Raw genomic sequence first — 16,107 nt, forward strand, 5'->3', positions numbered from 1 at the left:
ACAATTGAATGCTTACGAATTATTGATTGATCTATGAAACAAAATCTCGGCATCCTTGGTTTATTTGTTGCCGTCTTTGTGGCAACCGCAATCGCGAACCCAACGTTTGTGAATGCGTACAACATGGAAAATCTGATTACGCGCGCGTCACTGTACGGCATCATTGGGATTGGCGTCTCGTTTGTCATCGTTACCGGAGGCATCGACCTTTCGATCGGATCAGTAATTGGACTGATCGGCACGCTCCTTCCACTCATGCTGATTGAGAAAGAAGTATCTATCTTTATCGCACTGCCGGCCGTTGCGCTGGTGTCTGTCATTATTGGACTTTCTCACGGTATTTTAATCACTCGACTCAACCTTCAGCCGTTTGTCATCACCTTATGTGGCCTGCTGATTTACCGCGGTGCTGCGCGTTGGATTGCGGGCGACGGAACTCAGGGGTTCAAAGGGCAGTACAAAGCATTGACATGGCTGGCAAACGGCAAGATCCCTCTTGTGGGGAATTTTGATCTGCCGGTGCCATTTTTGATTCTTATTACACTGGCGATCGTTGCAGCTGTCTTCCTCAATAAGACAATCTACGGTCGTTATCTGCTGGCACTTGGGAACAATGAACTCGGCGCACGGTATAGCGGGATCAATACAACACGGATGGTCGTGGTTGCCTATGTTATTTGTTCCGTCGTCGCCGGACTTGGCGGTATCCTCTTCGCCGCCTATTCCGGCTCAGTTCAGCCGGACAATTTTGGCAGCTTTTACGAGCTTTATGCGATTGCAGCCGCAGTGCTTGGAGGGTGCAGCCTGCGCGGCGGCCAGGGCTCCATTTTTGGCGTTTTGATTGGCGCTGCAATTCTGCCGCTTATTCGAAATTCGATCAATCTGCTTGGTATGGATACGACCCTTGAATTTGCCATCATCGGAGTCGTGATTCTGATTGGCGTCGTAATCGACGAAGTTGTGAAACGTCTGGCAGCAAAGCGTCGTGCGATCCTGCAGGCTCGGCAGGCGACAACCGAATAACGAGAGACCAATGACACATTCGACACAGACCGATCTGTCCGACCAGCTACATAGAGGCAGTGGCAATTCATTCGTTATGTTGTGTGGACGTCCAACGGATATCGGTAAGTGGGGAATCAAGCGGGAGGCCTGGCGTTCGGTTCGCCGCCGGCGCAGTGTTTCGACCGATGAAGACGGACGTTAGCTGCCAACAATGATGGAAGGATGATCCTGGAATTGCGTTCTCTGAGCTTTTCTGCCCCCCCCTCTTCTGGAGGAAGTGATCATCGGATCCGTGATTCTTTGGGGAGTTCTCGCCGACGAGGTGTTCAAACGCATTGCTGCTCAACGGCGATTGCGACAGACATGATCCTTAACCGACTCCGTGGGGAAGAATCACCGGCGACCGTCGATTGAATACTGTAGCGTGCCGGTTCCCGCTCTTCTCACATCATGAATCATCCGGGTCGGCGTCGTCGATGGCATCTGCCGGCAGCTCGGTGTCGGAAACCGGTTCCTGTGATGTGCGCAGATCCAACCCCTCTTCCAGATGAAATTCTTCAATGAGTTCGCGTCGTCGCTGAGCGACTGCGCGGTCAAATTCCGACAGTACATCCATGGCACGATCACGAGATGTCGCAAGTCCGATAATCAGATACTGAGTAATCGCCAGCAGATAGCAGGTCCAGCCAACGATCCAGCGTTCCCAGTGCGTCCGGTACTCCTGGTCCAGTTGATCGATGTCCGTGCGGTGTTCTGCGATCATCTCGTGTGCCATGACCGTCGTGGCCGGGGAAAATGATCCGATCGGCAGCACTACTGACCACGACGACACGGTGGCATGTCGGACGATTTCCTCATGCGTATCCACCAGTGCCGGAAGTTGCCCACCGACGATCGCGGCCATCATTGCCAGGACCGGCGACGATCGATTGAGATGCTGGCAGACGAAACCCTTGAAGAATGTCCATTTCTGTTTCCAGAATTCTTTGAAGATGCTTTTACCTGGTTTGATCTTCGGGGGGCCTGGATGAATAACAGCAAACAGTTCCTGGTCGGGCATGGCTTCGATGACACCAATAGCCAGCATGAGTCGCAGCCCCATGGTCAACCAGTCCATGCGTTCCAGCCAGTCAACCTGTTCCATCCAGCCGAACAGCAGATGTTCCATGTTGGCGGATGCGGCCAACAGCAGTAACGCTCCTCGAAACCATTCTTCCAGGTCTTTTTCGAGTTCATCGTCCAGGTCCTGCAGGCGGAACACCCGACGCAGGATAAAGCGAAAGACAGGAATTGCGATCAGTCCCACGATCACGCGGGTAATCGGGCGCAGCACTGACCGGAACAGCGGTAAATTCATTAGCGCTCGAAAGACACTGCCCACGCTGACCTGCCCACCTGGAAGAAGTTTGGTTTCTTAGCCGCATCACTTCATGCAGAATTTCGTGCGTCGTGAATCGCACTTCCCTTTGCAATTCCCACCTGAACTGTATCCTCTGAGAAAACCCTCCACCAACGACATCGAGTGCACTTGTTCTGCACAGAAGACTCAATGGTCATTATCAGCCAGGGACCACACGAATGCTGGGAAATGCAGGTGAGACAGAATTAGACCTGCGGTTTCAGCTGTTTGGGGTTCCGGTGCGTGTGCATCCGGCATTCTGGCTGCTCGCTGCATTTGTCTGCTGGCCGTCCGCCGGCGGCCGTTCGGATCTTGTGCTCATCGGGGTGCTGTGTGTCTTCTTTTCAATTCTGGTTCACGAATTTGGCCACGCACTTGCGTTTCGAAGGTACGGACATCGCGGCGAAATCGTGCTGTACATGATGGGTGGCTACGCCACCGGCGGCCGGTTGTCGACCTGGCGCAATGTCATTGTGTCAGCCGCCGGACCTGCAGCAGGGTTCGTGGTGGCGGGAATCGTGCTGTGGCTGATGAAAACAATTCCCCTTGAAACATTTGCTCAGAATCTGACGCTGTACTGGACACTTGATTTGCTGTGGTTTGTCAATTTCTGGTGGGGGATTCTGAATCTTACTCCCTGCATTCCGCTGGACGGCGGTCGCATCATGCAGTCACTGGTCTATCGATATTCGCCACGTCGGGCTGACATCAAAGTTCTGTGGTTTTGTATTCTGTCGTCCGGAGCTGTTGCCTTGTGGGGTGCCCAGCAGGAACGCCGGTTTCTGATGATTATGTTTGGTCTGATGTGTGCGCAGCATGTGATTGCACTTAATCAGCGTAACCAATTTCGCTGAGTATGACCCGCCAGATTATTCAAACGGTTCCGCCAGCAGTCGCCTTGCCGTCAGTCCGGTCAGTCTGAGACTGGTCCAATAGACGCCCACGGATACTCCGACAGGACCGGCGACTCTCAACAGGCGACCGGGTGTTGAGTCGTCTCCGGTCAGAAAACGCTGCAACATAACGCAGCAGCCAGCCATCACAGCGGCAGCAAGGACACTCCGCCACAGTACCGGAACACAGGCACGGTATCCTGCGGTCAGATGTCGCCGATGCAGCAGTGTTAACGCCAGACCCAGCTGGAACAGCATGGCCAGAACTCCGGCAACCGGCAATGCCGTCTCTGCCAGTACGGGCAGCAGAGTGATGTCGAGGATCACATTGAGTCCAACGCAAATGAGTCCCTGTCGCGCCGGGCTGAGCTGATCGCCGGCTGCATAGAACACTCGATTCACAATTAGCAGACCGCAGGAAATCCACACACCAAAACCATAAGCCCCAATCATGCGGGACGTGAGTTGCGCATCTTCCACACCGAATGCACCTCGTCGAAACAATAAATCCGTGAGGGGTTCAGCCATCAGCCATAAACCGACGCTGGCAGGAATTCCCACCAGCAGCACCAGTTGCAATCCGTGAAGAATGTCACGTCCAAGTTCTTCAGTCTTACTGGATGCGATGTGGCGTGCGAAGCGGGGAAATAAAACCGTTCCCAGAGCAATTCCAAACACACCAAGTGGAAACTGAAACATACGCTGACCCAGATACATGGCAGCTGTCGTCCCTTCTGCCAGCCGGAACGGTTCCAGAAAATTCGGTAAGCTTTGGGCAGGTTGAGACAACAGCCAGGCCAGCAGACTGTCGATCATTGCATTGAACTGTGTGATAGAAAGTCCGAACATCACCGGTCCCATTTGTCGAAATAAACGACCGACTCGCTGACGCACTTCCGGGGAAATCACCCCCAAGCTCATGCGAACCTCAAACTGTCGTGTTTTGAGAACCGCAAGGCCCAGCTGAACGCCGCCCCCGGCTATGACACTCACAGCAATCATCCTTACCTGGTCTGCATCAGTTGCCATCATCAGCATGGCCAGCAGTCCTCCGCTGAGCCATACAATATTAAGCGCCACAGGCAGCAGGGCAGGTATCAGGAAATGTTGAATTCCGTTCAACGCGGCGCAATGCAGTGCAGCAAGGCAGATCAATACTGAGTAAGGCAGCATCATCATGGTGAGCTGCACGAGTAACAGGCTGCGATCAGACAGGTTCCACACGAGCAATACACCCAGCAGTCCCAGTTCCGCTGCGGTGACCACCAGACCCAGCCACAGTATCAGCCGCCATGCCATCGCCGAAAATAAGTCGGATGCAGCCGCACGGCCAACGTTGCGGTCTTCATCGACGAATCGCGGAAGGAACGCCGCCGTCATGGCTCCTTCGCCGAACAGCCGACGAAACGATCCCGGGATGCGGAAGGCAAGTGTAAACGTGTCCAGCACCCAGCCCGTGCCGAACAGTCCGGCCATGAGCATGTCACGGCCCAGACCCAGAATACGACTCACCAGAGTCAGGCCGCTGACGACACTGAATCCGCTGAGGCGTCTGCTGCCCGCAGCAGGTTGATGATCAGCATCGGGCATGCGCAGAGGTTCGCTGGAGGGAGAACAGGGTTTTTGTGAGGCAGATTGTAGTCAGACGGCCGAAAACTCCAATCACCAATTTGACCTGTGCCAATATGATAGCGGTACCCGTATTCCGTACATTCTCTCTCCAAAGGCTGTTCCGAAAAGCATCGCCTTTGCCATGACAATCGGTGGCACGAGAAACACGGCCATGCGGGCCTTGCATTTATGGTCTCCACAGCGGAAAGACCGGCCGAACACACAGTTCAGATCGTTCGGGAAAGATTCTTACACACATTGGCCGGTTGACTCGCTGACGGAGGGGCCAATCGACGACTTGAATTCAATCGGTTAGGATACACAGATGTCCAGACGCATTCGGCAACTGAATCCTCATGTCGTTAATCGCATTGCAGCCGGTGAAGTTATTGAACGTCCGGCCAGTGTCGTGAAGGAACTGCTGGAGAACAGTGTCGATGCGTTGGCAACCCGCATCGAAGTGGATGTTTCAGCCGGCGGTCTGGAACTTATCCGTATCACTGACAATGGCGAAGGAATGCATCCGGATGACCTGGAACTGGCTGTGACCAGCCATGCCACAAGTAAGATTGGCAGTGACTCAGATCTGGATCAGGTGGCTACTTTGGGGTTTCGGGGCGAAGCGCTGGCTTCCGTGGCATCGGTCAGCCGTTTTCAGATTCGTACGCGGCGTTCAGGTCTGCCAACCGGGAGTGAGCTGCACACTGAGGGTGGTGATACGATCACTCAACGTGAATGCGGGTGTCAGGAAGGCACCCGCATCGAAGTTCACAATCTGTTCTACAACACCCCGGCCCGCCGGCGGTTTTTGCGGAAACCAGCGACTGAGTTCGGACGGATCAGTGAACAGTTTTCCAGGATTGCGCTGGCAAATCCTCGACTGCACATGGTGCTGCGACACAACAACCGCGTGGTCTACGAATTGCCAGGCAGTGCCAGTCAGGAAGACCGTATTCGCCGATTTTTCGGCAGCGACATTGCCGACAAACTGATTCCGATTGAATCCAAAACGACAGATAGTGACGGTCAGACGACCCGCCTGTGGGGATTCGTCGGTGACCCGTCACTCAGCAAGTCCACTCGAAAGAACCAGTTCCTGTTTCTCAACGGTCGCTGGATTCAGGATCGCAGCCTTCAGCACGCATTGGGAGAAGCCTACCGTGGGTTACTGATGGTCGGTCGGAATCCGGTCAGTTTTTTGTTTCTGGAAGTGCCGCCGCATCTGGTCGACGTGAATGTGCATCCCACCAAAACAGAAGTGCGTTTCCAGGACGGTCAGGCATTGTATCGGCAGTTGCTCAGAACCATTCGCGATCGATTTGTGCAGCTGGATTTTCATGTCGATTTTCAGGTCCCTGCTAAGTCCGCAGGCGGGACCGCGGAACCGGCACATGCCGGAACGGGCGTGCAGAAGGAACTCAATGTGTGGGCCGACAGTACGACACGTCCGGCACCGCCTTTTCAGGGATCACCTGGGTTACTTCCGGAACGAGTGATCGAAGAGTTCCGTGCGTTCCCCCAGGATCCTGTTTCCGGTGTCGATATCCAGGACCCTGCCGCAGCTGCGGCTCATCCGGACGCTGCAGAACCGAATTCGGCAGTGGTCGGGACACTGAGCCCTGCCCACCAGCCATCCGCCGATGTTTCGGCGGATGCGGAGAATTTGGTTCCCCTGGACGAATTTCGGGCGATTCAGGTGCATGACTGTTACCTGGTGATTGCCACAGACGATGGAATCGAAATCATCGATCAGCACGCTCTGCACGAACGCATTCTTTACGAACATCTGCGAATCCGGGTTCTGGAAGGCACCGTCGAACGTCAAAAACTATTGATTCCGGAAACCATTGAATGCAGTGCCGTTGAAGCTGCCGTGCTGTGTGAACATGAAGATTTACTCAGAGAAATCGGGTTCGAAGTTCAGGAATTCGGTGGTACCACTGTGCTGCTGGAGTCGCATCCGGTCCTGATTCCTCAGGGAAACTTCGTGGGGGTTCTTAAAGATTTTGCAGAGCAGCTGGAGAAATCAGACGGGAAAACGTCTCGTCGCGATCTGCTGGATCGCATGTTGCACACGATGGCCTGTCGAGCGGCAATCAAAGCCGGCCGACGGCTGACTCCGGAAGAAATGCACGAACTATTGCATCAAAGACATTTGGTCGCCGATTCTCATCATTGTCCGCATGGTCGCCCGACGGCAATGAAACTGACGCGAAAAATGCTGGATCGTCAGTTCGGTCGCCTCGGATGAAGCGGGGCATGGCAGACATTGTCTATGTGGGTTTGACGGCAGAGGAGCGGATCGGACGTTTTTTGGGTGGTCGGTTTCACGATGTTGTCTTCAGGGGCCGAATGATTTTCGGAGTTCCGGCTCACCGAAAAGTTCAGTTCGCAGTCAGTTGCGGCGATGTTTCATAAGGAAACCTGAGTTGGTTTGCTGGTGAGTTGACAGAAGCGTTTTAGCAGCCAGTCTGATTTCTAACCTGCGGGAATCAGGGAATCCCGAACGTCACCAAAAGGAAATTACCAACCGGCCATTGCAATGGAACGTTATGTCCAGTGTGATTGCGTTCTTAAACCACGAAAACTTGCCCCGACACCGACTGTCGGGGAATCACGACTGTTGACAGAACATGATTTGTGTAAGCGTAGGACGAACCCGGCACGCCTCAATGAGGGCTCAGCACGAAGAGCTGGCGGAACAGAAGGCTGAACTTGTCGAACTCCGTCTCGACTGGATGCACACGCGCCCTGATGTTGGCAGGTTGCTCAGAGATCGTCCGACTCCTGTTGTGATTACCTGTCGCCGTCAGCAGGATCGAGGCCAGTGGACAGGAACTGAGGAACAGAGGCGGTCGATTCTTCGTGAAGCCATTGCGCTGGGTGCGGAGTATGTCGATCTGGAAATTGACATTGCCGGCAGTGTCGAACGTTACGGTGATACTCAGCGGATTGTCAGCTTTCACAATTTTGAAGAAACACCGCCGGACCTGCATCAGATTTATTCTGAGATGACGAAGTGTGATCCTGATGTGATCAAAATCGTCACCATGGCAAATTCTCAGGAAGACAACGTCCGTATGCTGCAGCTTGTGCAGCAGGCAACCGTTCCCACTGTGGGATTCTGTATGGGAGAATTTGGAATTGCCAGTCGACTGCTTTGTGGAAAATTCGGGTCGCCATTCACATATGCCGGCTTCAGTCGCAGTCGGGAAATGGCGCCGGGGCAGTTGACGTTCGCTGAAGTCCGTAACATGTATCGATTTAACAGGATCACCGATCGTACACGGATTTTCGCAGTCGTAGGAGACCCCATCGCTCACAGTATGAGTCCGCTGCTGCATAACGCGGCCTTTCGCAAGGTGGGATACGACGCAGTCTACCTGCCGCTGCGGATTCCCGAGGGAGCTTTGGAAACCACGCTCAACGATCTGAATCCGTTGAACTTTAGCGGCTTCAGTGTCACGATTCCTCACAAACAGGAGGCCGTCCAGGTGGCTGATGTCCTGGATGCAGCGGTGGATGAAATTGGTGCGGCCAACACTCTGTTTAAACACGGGGCGGAGTGGCAGGCCACAAATACAGACTGCGATGCGATCGAACAAACCGTGATCGATGGACTGAAAAAACTGCCAAACCGGACACCGGAGATTGCGGATAAACGCGTACTCGTCCTGGGGGCGGGCGGGGCTGCCCGAGCGGCCGTGCAGGCCATGCTGCATCACGGGGCCCGAGTTGTGATTTCAAACCGCAGTCCGACACGTGGACAGCAGCTGGCAGGAGAAATGGAATGCATGTTCCTGCAGTGGGAAAATCGCAGTATCGAAGAGTACGACGTTCTGATCAACTGTACGCCGGTGGGGATGTATCCCGAGGTCGACGAAACTCCGTTTTTTGATCACTGGATGCGGGAATCAACGTTAGTGTTCGATACTGTTTACAATCCGGAAAATACACTGTTGCTGAAACAGGCGCGTGAGCGCGGATGTGTGACGGCCAGCGGTGTCGAAATGTTTGTCCGCCAGGCAGCTCGGCAGTTTGAGATCTTTACCGGGCAGGCTGCTCCGCGGGAATACATGGAAGAAACTATGCGGCGAGCCATGACTGTCGGAAGTCGCTGACGGAATGGACGTGCCATGGTCATCACCCTGATCGGATATCGAGGTTCCGGCAAATCCGTGGTCGCCGGACTGCTGGCCGATATGCTCGATCTGTCCTCGATTGACAGCGATGATGTCATTGAAGCCCGCGCCGGGCGTTCGATTGCTGAAATCTTTGCCCAGGATGGTGAGCCGGAATTTCGTCGAATCGAACAGGATGTGATTCGTGATCTTACCGGGCAGGATGCTCTGATCATCGCCGCCGGAGGGGGAGCGATTCTTGATCTGCAAAATCGTCAAAGAATGAAAGAATCGGGCCCGGTCGTGTGGCTGCAGGCCAGTGTTCCGCAGCTGGCCCGTCGCATCCGGCAGGATCAGTCCACGGCGAATCGACGCCCCAGTCTGACCGGGCAGTCGGTGGAGGATGAAATCGAAACCGTGCTGACAGTTCGATTTCCTCTCTACGCAGATGCCAGTACGATCAGAATCAACACGGACGGGCTGAGTCCGGATCAGGTTGCCACAGAAATCAGGAGCCAATTGTCGGCAGAGGGACGTTGTTCATGAATGACACCCATCTGATCGTGGTATTGACCGTGTTCACTGCCGGTTGTGTGGTCGGACGCTGGCTGTATCGATGTGTGCTGCGGTTTCCGGAACACTATCCACTCAAAGATCAACTCTTTTCGCTGTGCCACGAAGGCGACTGCCGATCCTGTCGATCAAAAGAAGCGGGCCTGCAGCATTTACCGCTGATCTCCTGGTTGCTGGACGGCCGCTGTCGAAAGTGTCGCCGAAAAATGGATCCACGCCGACCTCTGATGGAATTGCTTACCGGACTGTTACTGGCCTGGCTGTATTGGGTGGAAATTCCGGACTATACGGATCTGGTGGTACAGAACAGCGGACTGTGGACCAGGGAGCGACCGCCAGGCCCGGAAATCGTCAACAGCCTGTGGAGTCCTCTGTTCTGGCTGCACCTGCGTTACCTGGTTCATGCTGTGATGCTGTGCGGACTGATGGTGGCTACTGTGATTGATTTTGAACAGTGCATCATTCCCGACGGCTGTACGGTTCCGGCCATGATTTTTGCCGTGCTGTTGTCCTTTGCTGCGGGACAAACCTGGATCGTTCCACTGTGGTTCCAGGATACAAGTACCGCCAACGCAATACGTCGTTTCCTGCCGGAGGTACTGCAGGGCATTATTTTCGAATGGGATGCCGTCAAGTTCGCGATCGCGCATCCTCACTGGCACGGTCTGCTGGTCAGTCTGGCTGGATTACTGGCGGGAGCCGGAATTGTCTGGCTCGTTCGAGCCATCGGATTCTGGACACTCAAACAGGAAGCCATGGGCGATGGTGATGTGGTTCTGATGGCGCTCATTGGCAGTGTCGTCGGCTGGCAGCCTGTGCTGGTTGTGTTCATGATGGCCATCATACTTGGCGTGATCCCTGGACTTACCATGTCATGGTTACGACGAGATTCACAGGGGCCGGTTCATTTTCCATTCGGACCCTGGCTGAGTCTGGCTGCTCTGCTGCTGCTTTTGGCATGGCAAACGATCTGGCCGAATGCCAAAGCGATGTTCGATTTTGGGCTGGTCCTGATTCTGTTCGGCCTGACTGGATTTTTGGGCATGGCCGTGATGCTGCGGGTCGTCTATCTGGTCAAGTTCAGACTGGGTATTGCCGGACCGCAACTGGAGGCAGAAAATGACTGGTCATCCGCCGATCATCTGAATTACTACGGAGCCGAAAGACCCGATGAACAAACCGGACTATGGGCAATACCGCAATGGCCTGGTGGACGCTCGGGGCGTGGCCTCAAACACAACCACGACTGGCGAAACCCGAATCAGTGACTTGTCATCGGAGAACGCCGGCGCCCGGCCTGTTGTCGCATTGTTCAATTGGCAGAGAACAGGTTCCCGCGGCGTGTCAGGTTTGAAAGCAATAGCGGATCAGAACCGGGTGAAGTACTACAGTTGAGCTGGCCGAACGGCCTCGGTGTGGTGCTGTTGACAGGCGTTAAACATTGTCACCCGGTGGGGTGGGTTCAAACAATTGGTGTATGCAGTTACACTGGCAGTAGCGTGAGTCACCACACCTGTGACCATGCCTTCGTATCAGGGATTCTGATCACGGTAACCTTGAAATCAGCGACTGTGTGACAATTCACTGAAGTCACATGCCGGAGTGGTGGAATTGGCAGACACGCGGGATTCAAAATCCCGTGGGATTAATTTCCCGTGCGGGTTCGAGTCCCGCCTCCGGTAATGTTTTTGCTGATTCAATCGCTATCGCCTGTAGTGGCTTCTGCCGGGTGTCACCCGAAGTGTCACCTTGAGGGATCAAAAGTCCCGACAGCATTGCAGCCGTGCTGTCGGCATCAATATCGACATAGTACTTCTCGGTCGTACTCACACATTCGTGCCGCATCAGTTCCTTCAGGACCATCGGTGGCACCTTACGGGACCATCTCTGACCAAATGCCCGGCGAAGGTCATGAGCAGTTGCGTAGGACGCTTTATCGCCCTGCTGGTCAACTTTGACATTGGCCAGCCGTCCAAGATCTGCAATCTGCTTAGATGCCGTATCGATCCGTCGTGTGACCTGTAGCCGCTGGTGCAGCATATTGAACACGAACCCGGTACGTTGATCGATTGGGACCGCTTGAAGAAATACTGCGAAGTCTGGTGTGACAGGATAGACACGGTCTTTGCCGCCCTTCTCCGATTCGGCTGGAATCAGTAACTTCACATACTCCCCAGACATATCAACGCGGATTCCGTCAGCCCATTGGTCCCACGTCAGACACAACGCTTCACCAAGACGCAAACCAGACAACCATAGTCCCCTCATCAGCATCTTGACGCTGGCTTGTTGCGCCGTCGGCAGATGTTCGTTTATGGCATCCCACATCCGGTCAAATTCTTCACCCGTAACCGGTCGCCCTTTCATCAGTTTGACCTTGCGGGCTTTCTTCAGTTTCCGAAAACGCGGGACAGATGAGATCAGTTTTTCTTCAGCCGCCCAATTCATCGCAGCCTGAAGATGTCGGCAATAGCTTGCGACGGTCGTCGGTTTGCGTCCTGAATTGAGGAGTGCTGTTTGCAGTCGTGAAATCCACTGTGGTTGGATGCGACGCACATTGTCAGGCTTCATTGTCCGTTCGATGACGTTGAACGAAGCATTCACCTTTTCCAGCGTGCCAGGTGACAGATGCGACGCCACATAGTCTTCATAGGCTTCTCGGAATACATCCCAACGCAACCGGCTGTTTGTACTGCCCTGTCCGTTTTTCAGTTCAGACTGCCACTCACCAGCCGTTTTGACTGCTTCCCGCTTGCTGGCAGTCCTCGCTGATTTCTCAACCCGTTGACCAGTGACCGGGTCTGTGTATCGCAGGTAGAGATTTTTGCGACCACGATCGATGACGACCACATTAATTTCTTCGCTCACGATTGTTCATCTCCTGACATGAGTTCCGTGAATGCGAACCAGGAATCAGGATCGGCAGCGTGCCGAGTGATGAAAAGCGAGTGCAGGTTCTGATACCATGCGTCACAGCTCTCGATCCTTCTAACTCAAGGTTCGGGCGTTAGGTGAACTGGAAGTTGGTAGCTTCCAGTTCACTGTCTTCCCATACTTTCCCGGGTCGGGTAGTGGATTACAACCAATGCCAGGCAGATTTCAATTTTGCTTGCGTAATCTCCGCTGCCCGTTCCGTTTAACTGTGCCCGCGCTCACGCCCAGTTCATTCGCGACCGTGCCTGCTGTGATCAAAAGCTCAAGTTGAGCTTTTGAATTTCGGGGCCCCCCATGTTGCTTTTTCCGCCGGTTGTAAATCCGCCCACTCAGGATGCGAAAGTCTTCCGGGGACAGATTCCGCCACAACAGCGGAAGTTTTCAAGTTCTCATTTTGAGAACTTGACGCTCTTAGTCCTCCATGTTGCTTCTTCCGCCGGTTGTAAATCCTGCCGCTGAGTATCTTGAAGTCTTCCGGGGACAGATTCCGCCGACCTGCCTGGTTGCGGTCAATCCAGTCTGCTACCTGTTTGTGTCTACGTACATATAATTCAAAAGTCGCCAGGCAACGCACCTGGCGACGAGGAGCCAACGTTTACCTCCGACACCACCAGCACACTTGTGCGTCACGGCATCAAAGGCAGCAGTTGAATCAAACGGTGCCCTCAGCCGGTGCCAGATGGTGTTCAGATCCGACCACAGTTGAACTGTCGTGTGTGACCGGTTCTGTATCTGCTGAGGACTGGATAGCAACACAGCCATCAATTGTTCCGTTTGCCGTTGCCGTAGTCACCACCGGACGAATGTATCGTTCCCGTGGTTTTGTGACTTCCAGAACAGCGACCTTGTTGTCGTCGCTGGCCGTGTAGGCGACTGCAGTACCCGCAAGATCTGCAAACGACGAATTATCTGTCGATTGTTGTGCCTTGAGCGTCACAGTGCCCGTCGCGTCGATTGCCCCGACTGACAGAATAAAAGTGACGGCGTCAAAACCTTTCATATCGACCGATGAACAGTTCGTCGTCGCCTGTCCCGCGGCCACAGCGTTTGATACACGGGTGACTTTTCCCGAGGTTGAAAGATTCATGTGTAAACTTTCTTAGGCTGTGATGCCGGTGAGTGCCGTGAAGAATGTCGGACGCAAAACCGCAACGTCCGCTCGCATGTAGGCGACGATGTGCCGCATCAGTTGCGTGTTCGCGTTCCACGAATCGCCACTGCTGTCGGTCGCTGTCCCGGCATCCAAAATACGAACCACGACGCTGCGAGTCCGCATACCAAACGCCAACTGGCTGAAGTCGCCAACGATCGACACCGACTCATCACTGCTACCGCCTTCGGTGATCGGCAGTGCCGTTGTGCTGAGCCGTCGCAGTTGTGCTACGCGAGGCGTCGGCATTAACGGCTGGTTGGTCGTGTCCTGCAGACCATCCAGCGTGTCGTCCGTTCTGGGATGGTTTATCCAGGCCAATCCACTAACGTCGCCGGCATAGTTCGCCGCCATAACGTCACCGATGGCAAGACTGAACTTGCTGTAGTCCGTCGGCGTGCCGACGCTGGCAATCGTGTTGATATCCGCGTGATTGCGGATGCCTTTCGGTTCAGACGCAGCGCCAGCTCCGACCAGTGCAGCCTGATCCAACTTCCGGGCCATCGAAGTCTGCAATGCCGACTCGATTATCTGGCCAGCATTCGTCGCGTCTTCCAGCATCTCAATCGACACCGGAACAATCGCCGCCAGCGTCCGTGCCCGTAACGTGATTTTGTTGAACGCCAGGTTCGTCGATGTCACTGCAACCGTTTCAGGCCGCCAGTGTGACGTCGGATCGGAAGTTAATCCTGCGATCGTCAATTCACTCGAGTTCATTGGCAGCGTCACCGCGCCCGCTGACATGCAGACACTTGCGGAACGTGCCAAATCAATGAACCGCGTTGATATTTCAGGCGTCAGCAGATAACCACCCGACGAATCAGTTGACCCGACCTGCACATTCTGGATATCGCCTCGCAGAATGTTGTGAATCGACTGTCCCAGTTCGCCACCCAGCGGATTATCGCTGAACGTTTGATCTCCAGCCCGTGCGACAATTTCCTTGCCCTCGCCGTCCTGGAATCGCGGATAGGACTTTGGCCGACGTTCTACGCCGCGAACCGCATTGGCTCGAATTTTGTCGAACGTTTCGATGTTCTGCAGTCCGGAACCATCTTCAATGGCGGCCTGTAATGTTTCAGCCGTGCCGTGCAATTCGTTGAAGTGCTCGTGCTCATCCTCCGTCAGACCGCCGTGATCCTTTTCGCATTCAGCGACGAATCCTTTGGCTTCTGCGATCAACGTGGAATGCCGTTCTTTCATGTCTGCGAGTGTCATTAAAAAATCCTTGAAGTGCTGTCGTCATACAGCGTGTGTGTCTGGTGCTCGACCAGCCATTGCCGAATCTCAGATTGTCGCCAACGAATCACAGCCCCGATTTTCAGGGGGGCCGGCAGTTCCTGGCGGAACCACATACGCCGGACCGTTGAGCGACTGACCTTCAGCAGGTCGGCCAATTCCCCATCTGTGTAAAGTAAACCTTCGTCCATCGTTGCAGCCTCGCTCACTTGAGGGTCATAGGTGCTTCGTCACGACTTCGTGACTGCCGTGTATTGTCATCGAATATCAAATTCTGAATAGAACCGGTTTGCTTAAGAGACCGCACTTTTTTGCTTAACACACGATCTTTTTTTTTCGGCGTCGTACTTCACTGGCTGGCATTACCTGTTGGCATCGCGTGCCGCATTTGGCACAAACCAAGTATCGTGTATGCCAACCCTCGTGACCGTATGTCGAACGCACCTGCATCGTTCCAGCAAGACACGCAACGCACTGCTGACCGGCCTTTAATTGTTGTCGCATCGTTTTAAAACCTCCGTGGCTGAATGTCTGATCAGTAACCGTGTAGCCATTTCGCCGCAGACTGTGTGCAGTAGGCATGATCCCCACCCGGCAAGTCGCTCAGACGCGTGCGACGCCGTTTCAATCGTCACTGCAGCGAAGTATCCGTGCGCTACATCAGCGTCGCTCCATGCGTCGAAATCGGGAGCCTGTAGCGGTTTCACCCGCAGTTCATCCCGGTGCTTCAACTCTGCATCCACAGCCGATCTCAAAAACTGTTCTAGTGGCCGACTCATGCCGCCGATTGACGTTGCAAGGACCCCAACCGCATCCAGTTCGGCTGCGTCCAAACCATCCCATGCGACCGATAGTTCATTCGTGATACTCATTCGGTAGTCCTGACAAAGTGGTGTGAATGCTCAACAACTGGAGAAAATTTGTGCGCGTCTTTTTTGCGGTCACCTGTTTTTGGCGTTCACAACTTATTAGCCCCCCTGTCATTGCATATGTCCCATGACTGCGATTCCACTCAAAGAATGTGATTCAAACATGAGGGACAGTCAGCGATTCAAATCGCTGACGTTATGTCCGTTTCTATGCAAGGGTTCTATTAAAAGGGTTCTATGTATGGTGCGTGAGAAGTGACGCTAAAAGTGCGTGAGACGTGGCACGAGCCTGACGAAAGGGTGACGCACTAAA

Annotated in this window: 13 protein-coding genes and 1 tRNA gene; 8 read left to right on the forward strand and 6 right to left on the reverse strand. The window is 54.1% G+C overall.

The features are described from left to right. The first annotated feature begins 33 nt into the window (after nt 1–33). Both MK110_02185 and MK110_02190 read left to right on the forward strand, forming a co-directional pair. Complete coding sequence (locus MK110_02185) at nt 34–1,023, forward strand: ABC transporter permease (protein ID MCH2210082.1); 990 nt, start codon at nt 34–36, stop codon at nt 1,021–1,023. A 10-nt stretch (nt 1,024–1,033) separates the two neighbouring features. Next, nucleotides 1,034–1,207 (forward strand): hypothetical protein, encoded by a 174-nt coding sequence (locus MK110_02190; GenBank protein ID MCH2210083.1) that lies wholly within the window; start codon nt 1,034–1,036, stop codon nt 1,205–1,207. Nucleotides 1,208–1,453: 246 nt separating this feature from the next. Here the strand turns inward: MK110_02190 and MK110_02195 are convergent, their stop codons facing one another. Then, complete coding sequence (locus MK110_02195; protein ID MCH2210084.1) at nt 1,454–2,362, reverse strand: DNA topoisomerase I; 909 nt, start codon at nt 2,360–2,362, stop codon at nt 1,454–1,456. A gap of 221 nt (nt 2,363–2,583) precedes the next feature. Between MK110_02195 and MK110_02200 the strand changes: the two genes are divergently transcribed. Further along, nucleotides 2,584–3,258 carry a hypothetical protein gene (locus tag MK110_02200; GenBank protein MCH2210085.1) on the forward strand — a complete coding sequence of 225 codons (675 nt, stop codon included), beginning with the start codon at nt 2,584–2,586 and terminating at the stop codon, nt 3,256–3,258. 15 nt (nt 3,259–3,273) lie between these two features. On the opposite strand, the gene murJ is transcribed toward MK110_02200, so the two are convergent. Then, complete coding sequence (murJ, locus tag MK110_02205; protein ID MCH2210086.1) at nt 3,274–4,887, reverse strand: murein biosynthesis integral membrane protein MurJ; 1,614 nt, start codon at nt 4,885–4,887, stop codon at nt 3,274–3,276. Nucleotides 4,888–5,233: 346 nt separating this feature from the next. Here murJ and mutL point away from each other — a divergent pair, with 346 nt between their 5' ends. The 5 genes from mutL to MK110_02230 all read left to right on the forward strand — a co-directional run bounded on the left by mutL (nt 5,234) and on the right by MK110_02230 (nt 11,284). After that, nucleotides 5,234–7,159, forward strand: a complete 1,926-nt coding sequence (gene mutL, locus MK110_02210) for a DNA mismatch repair endonuclease MutL (GenBank protein MCH2210087.1) — start codon at nt 5,234–5,236, stop codon at nt 7,157–7,159. A gap of 421 nt (nt 7,160–7,580) precedes the next feature. Then, on the forward strand, nt 7,581–9,029 hold the full coding sequence (gene aroE / locus MK110_02215; protein ID MCH2210088.1) for a shikimate dehydrogenase: 1,449 nt from the start codon (nt 7,581–7,583) through the stop codon (nt 9,027–9,029). 15 nt (nt 9,030–9,044) lie between these two features. Beyond that, nucleotides 9,045–9,575, forward strand: a complete 531-nt coding sequence (locus MK110_02220; protein ID MCH2210089.1) for a shikimate kinase — start codon at nt 9,045–9,047, stop codon at nt 9,573–9,575. Beyond that, on the forward strand, nt 9,572–10,870 hold the full coding sequence (locus tag MK110_02225; GenBank protein MCH2210090.1) for an A24 family peptidase: 1,299 nt from the start codon (nt 9,572–9,574) through the stop codon (nt 10,868–10,870). Before MK110_02220 ends, MK110_02225 begins: the two co-directional genes overlap by 4 nt. A gap of 328 nt (nt 10,871–11,198) precedes the next feature. Beyond that, nucleotides 11,199–11,284: transfer RNA gene (locus MK110_02230), tRNA-Leu, on the forward strand. 1,904 nt (nt 11,285–13,188) lie between these two features. On the opposite strand, the gene MK110_02235 is transcribed toward MK110_02230, so the two are convergent. The 4 genes from MK110_02235 to MK110_02250 all read right to left on the reverse strand — a co-directional run bounded on the left by MK110_02235 (nt 13,189) and on the right by MK110_02250 (nt 15,797). Further along, nucleotides 13,189–13,623 (reverse strand): hypothetical protein, encoded by a 435-nt coding sequence (locus MK110_02235; protein ID MCH2210091.1) that lies wholly within the window; start codon nt 13,621–13,623, stop codon nt 13,189–13,191. A gap of 12 nt (nt 13,624–13,635) precedes the next feature. Continuing rightward, a complete protein-coding gene (locus MK110_02240) occupies nt 13,636–14,904 on the reverse strand; it encodes a phage major capsid protein (GenBank protein MCH2210092.1) in 1,269 nt (422 codons plus the stop codon). Beyond that, nucleotides 14,904–15,116 (reverse strand): helix-turn-helix domain-containing protein, encoded by a 213-nt coding sequence (locus tag MK110_02245; protein MCH2210093.1) that lies wholly within the window; start codon nt 15,114–15,116, stop codon nt 14,904–14,906. The genes MK110_02240 and MK110_02245 overlap by 1 nt, the downstream gene beginning before the upstream one ends. A gap of 297 nt (nt 15,117–15,413) precedes the next feature. Next, on the reverse strand, nt 15,414–15,797 hold the full coding sequence (locus MK110_02250) for a hypothetical protein (GenBank protein ID MCH2210094.1): 384 nt from the start codon (nt 15,795–15,797) through the stop codon (nt 15,414–15,416). Between the last annotated feature and the right edge of the window lie 310 nt (nt 15,798–16,107).

The organism is Fuerstiella sp. (assembly GCA_022447225.1).
Lineage (GTDB): Bacteria > Planctomycetota > Planctomycetia > Planctomycetales > Planctomycetaceae > S139-18.

What these genes read in the sequence shown, in the direction of transcription:
- MK110_02220 (MCH2210089.1), top strand. Translation starts at nt 9,045, where the DNA reads ATGGTCATCACCCTGATCGGATATCGAGGTTCCGGCAAATCCGTGGTC.
- MK110_02240 (MCH2210092.1), bottom strand. Translation starts at nt 14,904, where the DNA reads ATGACACTCGCAGACATGAAAGAACGGCATTCCACGTTGATCGCAGAA.
- MK110_02225 (MCH2210090.1), top strand. Translation starts at nt 9,572, where the DNA reads ATGAATGACACCCATCTGATCGTGGTATTGACCGTGTTCACTGCCGGT.
- MK110_02195 (MCH2210084.1), bottom strand. Translation starts at nt 2,362, where the DNA reads ATGAATTTACCGCTGTTCCGGTCAGTGCTGCGCCCGATTACCCGCGTG.
- MK110_02190 (MCH2210083.1), top strand. Translation starts at nt 1,034, where the DNA reads ATGACACATTCGACACAGACCGATCTGTCCGACCAGCTACATAGAGGC.
- aroE (MCH2210088.1), top strand. Translation starts at nt 7,581, where the DNA reads ATGAGGGCTCAGCACGAAGAGCTGGCGGAACAGAAGGCTGAACTTGTC.
- murJ (MCH2210086.1), bottom strand. Translation starts at nt 4,887, where the DNA reads ATGCCCGATGCTGATCATCAACCTGCTGCGGGCAGCAGACGCCTCAGC.
- MK110_02235 (MCH2210091.1), bottom strand. Translation starts at nt 13,623, where the DNA reads ATGAATCTTTCAACCTCGGGAAAAGTCACCCGTGTATCAAACGCTGTG.
- MK110_02200 (MCH2210085.1), top strand. Translation starts at nt 2,584, where the DNA reads ATGCTGGGAAATGCAGGTGAGACAGAATTAGACCTGCGGTTTCAGCTG.
- MK110_02185 (MCH2210082.1), top strand. Translation starts at nt 34, where the DNA reads ATGAAACAAAATCTCGGCATCCTTGGTTTATTTGTTGCCGTCTTTGTG.
- MK110_02245 (MCH2210093.1), bottom strand. Translation starts at nt 15,116, where the DNA reads ATGGACGAAGGTTTACTTTACACAGATGGGGAATTGGCCGACCTGCTG.
- MK110_02250 (MCH2210094.1), bottom strand. Translation starts at nt 15,797, where the DNA reads ATGAGTATCACGAATGAACTATCGGTCGCATGGGATGGTTTGGACGCA.
- mutL (MCH2210087.1), top strand. Translation starts at nt 5,234, where the DNA reads ATGTCCAGACGCATTCGGCAACTGAATCCTCATGTCGTTAATCGCATT.